This is a genomic window from Nostoc sp. NMS7, from assembly GCF_017115085.1.
In the GTDB taxonomy this organism is placed as follows: domain Bacteria; phylum Cyanobacteriota; class Cyanobacteriia; order Cyanobacteriales; family Nostocaceae; genus Nostoc.
The window spans coordinates 1-3,758 of the sequence record NZ_JABXKJ010000131.1 but is presented as its reverse complement, the minus strand read 5'-3'; the positions used below and the strand labels follow the sequence as shown (position 1 = coordinate 3,758).

4 protein-coding genes and 1 pseudogene are annotated in these 3,758 nt (G+C 41.0%); 1 reads left to right on the top strand and 4 read right to left on the bottom strand.

Translation table 11 applies throughout. The annotated features are described in order from the left end of the window. Nucleotides 1-428: 428 nt before the first annotated feature. The 4 genes and pseudogenes from HWQ38_RS13530 to HWQ38_RS13515 form a co-directional block, all read right to left on the bottom strand. Nucleotides 429-539: pseudogene (locus tag HWQ38_RS13530) on the bottom strand (site-specific integrase); the annotation flags it as partial. Between the two features lie 113 nt (nt 540-652). Continuing rightward, the gene (locus HWQ38_RS13525) at nt 653-835 is read right to left on the bottom strand and encodes a hypothetical protein (protein ID WP_292794243.1); all 183 of its coding nucleotides are present in this window, start codon (nt 833-835) and stop codon (nt 653-655) included. A 14-nt stretch (nt 836-849) separates the two neighbouring features. Next, nucleotides 850-1,299: a type II toxin-antitoxin system RelE/ParE family toxin gene (locus HWQ38_RS13520; RefSeq protein WP_366933284.1), complete on the bottom strand. Its 450-nt coding sequence runs from the start codon at nt 1,297-1,299 to the stop codon at nt 850-852. 280 nt (nt 1,300-1,579) lie between these two features. Next, the gene (locus tag HWQ38_RS13515; RefSeq protein WP_292794240.1) at nt 1,580-2,383 is read right to left on the bottom strand and encodes an Rpn family recombination-promoting nuclease/putative transposase; all 804 of its coding nucleotides are present in this window, start codon (nt 2,381-2,383) and stop codon (nt 1,580-1,582) included. 892 nt (nt 2,384-3,275) lie between these two features. Between HWQ38_RS13515 and HWQ38_RS13510 the strand changes: the two genes are divergently transcribed. Then, nucleotides 3,276-3,497, top strand: coding sequence for a hypothetical protein (locus tag HWQ38_RS13510; protein WP_292794237.1), 222 nt, complete (start codon nt 3,276-3,278; stop codon nt 3,495-3,497). Nucleotides 3,498-3,758 lie beyond the last annotated feature (261 nt).

Below are 3,758 nucleotides of genomic sequence, written 5' to 3'. Positions count from 1 at the left end.
GCTTATTAAATTGGCATTTTATTTATTAGTTTGGCATAACAAGTACTGAAGAGCCAAAAAAAGACTGTTTGTCTTGCTCCAGAGCTATAAAACACGAGTTATAGGGAGCTTGATTGTAAAGAAATTAGGCTTCCAAATGACCATAAATTACACCCTTACAAAGAAGCTTTAAATTGGCATTATAAGCAATGTAAGTGGACAAATGATTAATAAATAGGTACTAATCACCTCTCCAGTACCTATTTAATAGGTACAGTACCTATTTCTTCTGCCAACGCGCATCTGGCCCTCTCCCCAAACATTCCAGCCGCCCCGCAGTCTGCTCTTGGGTCTTTTTATAGACAGTTTACACCCCCTAGATCCCTATTCCTTCGTCAAAAGACGAGCCGTGTCAAACTTATTGCAAACAGTTCTCAATTTCTAACCTGGCACACGCCGAATAAGGTTCTGTCCCGGTCGTTGTCTAAACCGTGACTGAAGATTAGTTGTATTTCTTCCTGCGTCAGAACCTTGGCGCGTCCGTGCCGATTGATTTTCATTGTGCTTACTGTAAACCCTGTGATCCACAGCCAACAGCTGATGCGCCTCAGTTAATCAAATTTGTTCGGTGTATTAACAGACGTTTCTACAACACATGAATCTCAAAATATAATTATGCGTCCCCTGGTGTTGACGGTGGTGGTCTACCCGAAGATTCCTGATTGTCCTCTGAAGCGGACGCTGTTTCTGAAGCGAGTTTTTCTATTTCTTGTAGAAGTTCCTGCGTCTTCTGCTCGGCTCGTTTGCGAGCTGATGGTGACATTTTCGCTTGAAGTATCTTAAAAGATTTAGCCATTACAGTTCATTCCCCTATTTCAAAGTGAGCAGATGAGATGCATACTCTGCCTCTGCTACGGGAATATTCTTCTCGTACCACCGATTATCTCCAGTCTTATCTCCACCAACAAGGAGAATAACAGTACGGTTGGGGTCAAAAGCATAAAGTACGCGAAAAGGACGACCTGCGTGCTGAATACGCAATTCGCGCAGGCGAGAAAGCTTGGAACCATTGATTTTAGAGCTATGCGGGTGGGGAAGTGTCGGCCCCATCTTTTCAAGTAAACCGACTACAGCTTTTACGTCGATTTGTTCCTCCTCGCTCAAAGTATCCCACCACGCGCCAAATTTGTCAGTATACTCTACGCACCATTCCGTTGTTTTTTCCGTAGCGTGGAAGGTGCATAGTGTATTACCATACTCTTGAGTTTTCTTAAAGCTTGCGTTTTGAACCCGGTTTTTGAGTTGGCTGCGATTTACCATGTTTTCTCCCTTGTTTACATTCAGACACACCAATCCTATGGATTGTTAAGTTCTGAACGAATGGGAGAAATAAACTAAGTCATCGTCGCACTAAGCCTCGATAAACAACTCAACGAACTATTTGCTTGCCAGTCACAAGCACAACTGACGTTGTAACTTGATTAGACAAATATGGGTTAACAGAACAAATGTAACATTGCCTTGTTGTCAGTGTCAATTTTATGCCTAGCAATGTTTGATAAACCGCAATTCTTCCATCGGATCACCACAAACAGAGACTTTACTCTGTGCGATCATCTTGGACTGTATTGGTTTGAGAATTTACTACCTCTGTTGTGACTTCCTCTACCGATAAATCAACTGCTTTTGCCACTTCGGAGATGCTGTAGCCCATGCTCAAAAGGCGTGCTGCTGCTTTTAATTTGGTTTGACGTTCCAAGTCTTGGTAGATTCGTGTTTCTTCAATGTTCAGTCCCAGCATAGCTTCCACTTCCTCTCTACTCAACGAAGAAAACTTGTAAACAGCAATTGTCGTAATAATATCTATTATCTCGTTTTTGGGCAGTGTGCCAGTAGACTGTAATTGTACTCGCTCAATTAATTGCTTCGCTTGCTCTGCCATCGTTTTATCCGATGCGATTGTCAACTGCATTAAATTGATGCCTATTGGCAGAATATTAGGAGTACCTAACTCATCCAAATAAATTCGCTGCACTTGGTCGCTGTTTAAAAACATTCGATGAATTCTTGTATTGCTTGGTTCCAAACTGCGATTTGGGAAAATTACCACACAGTACCAGTCATCGTATTCAGACCGATTCCGGTTCAAATACATCATTGATTCGGTAAAAAACCGATGATACAAACCTTCATCGCTCTGGAATTGAACTTCTGCAAAAAAGATAACTCTGGGTGTTGCACCCTCTGGAGGTAAAAAGACCCCATCAATGCGAAAGGAGGTTTCTTTCACCTCAACTGATTCAAATCGATAATTCTGCGCTTGCTGGGGACGGTCATCAACAAGTTCAAAAATTAACGCAGGAAATCGCTTAAATATTTGGTAATAAATAGAGTCGCGTTTCACTAAAAACCGAAATAAGCATATTATTGATGACTGATTTTATCGTTAATCTTCTCTAGTTCAACTCTTTATTTAGTGAGTGAGACAGGAAGTATCTGTAGCAATCACCGCTATTGTGGTATACAAAATGGCGCTTGACAATACCTAAACCATTATCCAGATGTGGGGGTTAGCCATCACACATTTATGCAGAAGGTTGAAAACCATCCATTACAAAAAACCCCCAACTCATCATTGGGGGTTTTTTGCTACTTAGTAATAACTTCTACACAGTTTTGTAGAAGCTGAATAAAAACTGGGTCTTGTATATCTTTGTATAAAAGATAACTATTATGCAAAATGACTAGCACAATACTGACCAGCTTGAGCCTTATGAGAGTTTTGTTTTTCATAGTTTGAGAGGATGTTTTAGTACATCAACCCAAACAGCAAACTATTAATGTTTAACTTTGCTTTTTAATAGCTATCTCTACTGGCTTCTCCTGGCTTTCAAACGGCTTTCTAATAGCCTGACTAGCCAACTTGCCTAAACTCTTAGCTTTACGTAGCTTTCTCTAACTTCTCAGATGTTGCTGTTAGAGTTGTTACACACATTATAGCACAACATTAAAAATGTGGTGAAGTCAAGATGGGTTACTTATTTGACTAGGAACAACTCTCATAAGAGCTTTCTGTCCCAACTCCTAGACAATACCAGAGGGCGATCGCTCTCCGTCAATGCCATCCCAGATAGCTCACGCATTAGGCAAGCTAAATGCAACAAAATACAACTTGTGTCGCACTGGCGATTTTAGTGAATTCCACTTTGCTAACTAGATCCCTAGATGTAGCAAGTTTGACCTGCTAGGTTAGACTGGAAACGCTTAAAGTCTTAGTTGTTTGTTTGCGGTGCATTATGAGTCCCAAATATCGTAAAGGGCAAAAGGTACAAGTTTACAGCCCAGGACAGCAAATAATTCGTGTAATCGCCGAGGTTCGGCCAATAGGTGAGACTTGGGAATATTCACTATTAGAGCCTGATACTGGAGAGCTATGCCGTGTATATTTTGGCAGTAGTAATGCAAGTAAGGTTGATTGGCAATTAGAACGTTGGCTGCATCCATACTCTGGGGATTAGCTGATATATTTCAACTAACTTTAGAACAGCATTTTTAGGGTCTTTTTACTGACAGTTTACACCCCGGAGATCCCTATTCTTTCGTTGACAGGTACACCATTATTAAGTTATTGCGAATACTTTTCAATTGATAAATACGTCCGCAGTGGCAATCAGCCCGACAATACGAACGCTACAACCCGCATAATTTCGTTAGCTGATTAAACGGGAGCAACGCGATTTTGTGATGTTGGACTTGAAACGAGCGATCGCTAAATTAGT

Bases quoted from the DNA above. Each gene is read 5' to 3' on its own strand.
- HWQ38_RS13525 (WP_292794243.1), bottom strand. From the start codon at position 835: ATGGCTAAATCTTTTAAGATACTTCAAGCGAAAATGTCACCATCAGCT.
- HWQ38_RS13510 (WP_292794237.1), top strand. From the start codon at position 3,276: ATGAGTCCCAAATATCGTAAAGGGCAAAAGGTACAAGTTTACAGCCCA.
- HWQ38_RS13520 (WP_366933284.1), bottom strand. From the start codon at position 1,299: ATGGTAAATCGCAGCCAACTCAAAAACCGGGTTCAAAACGCAAGCTTT.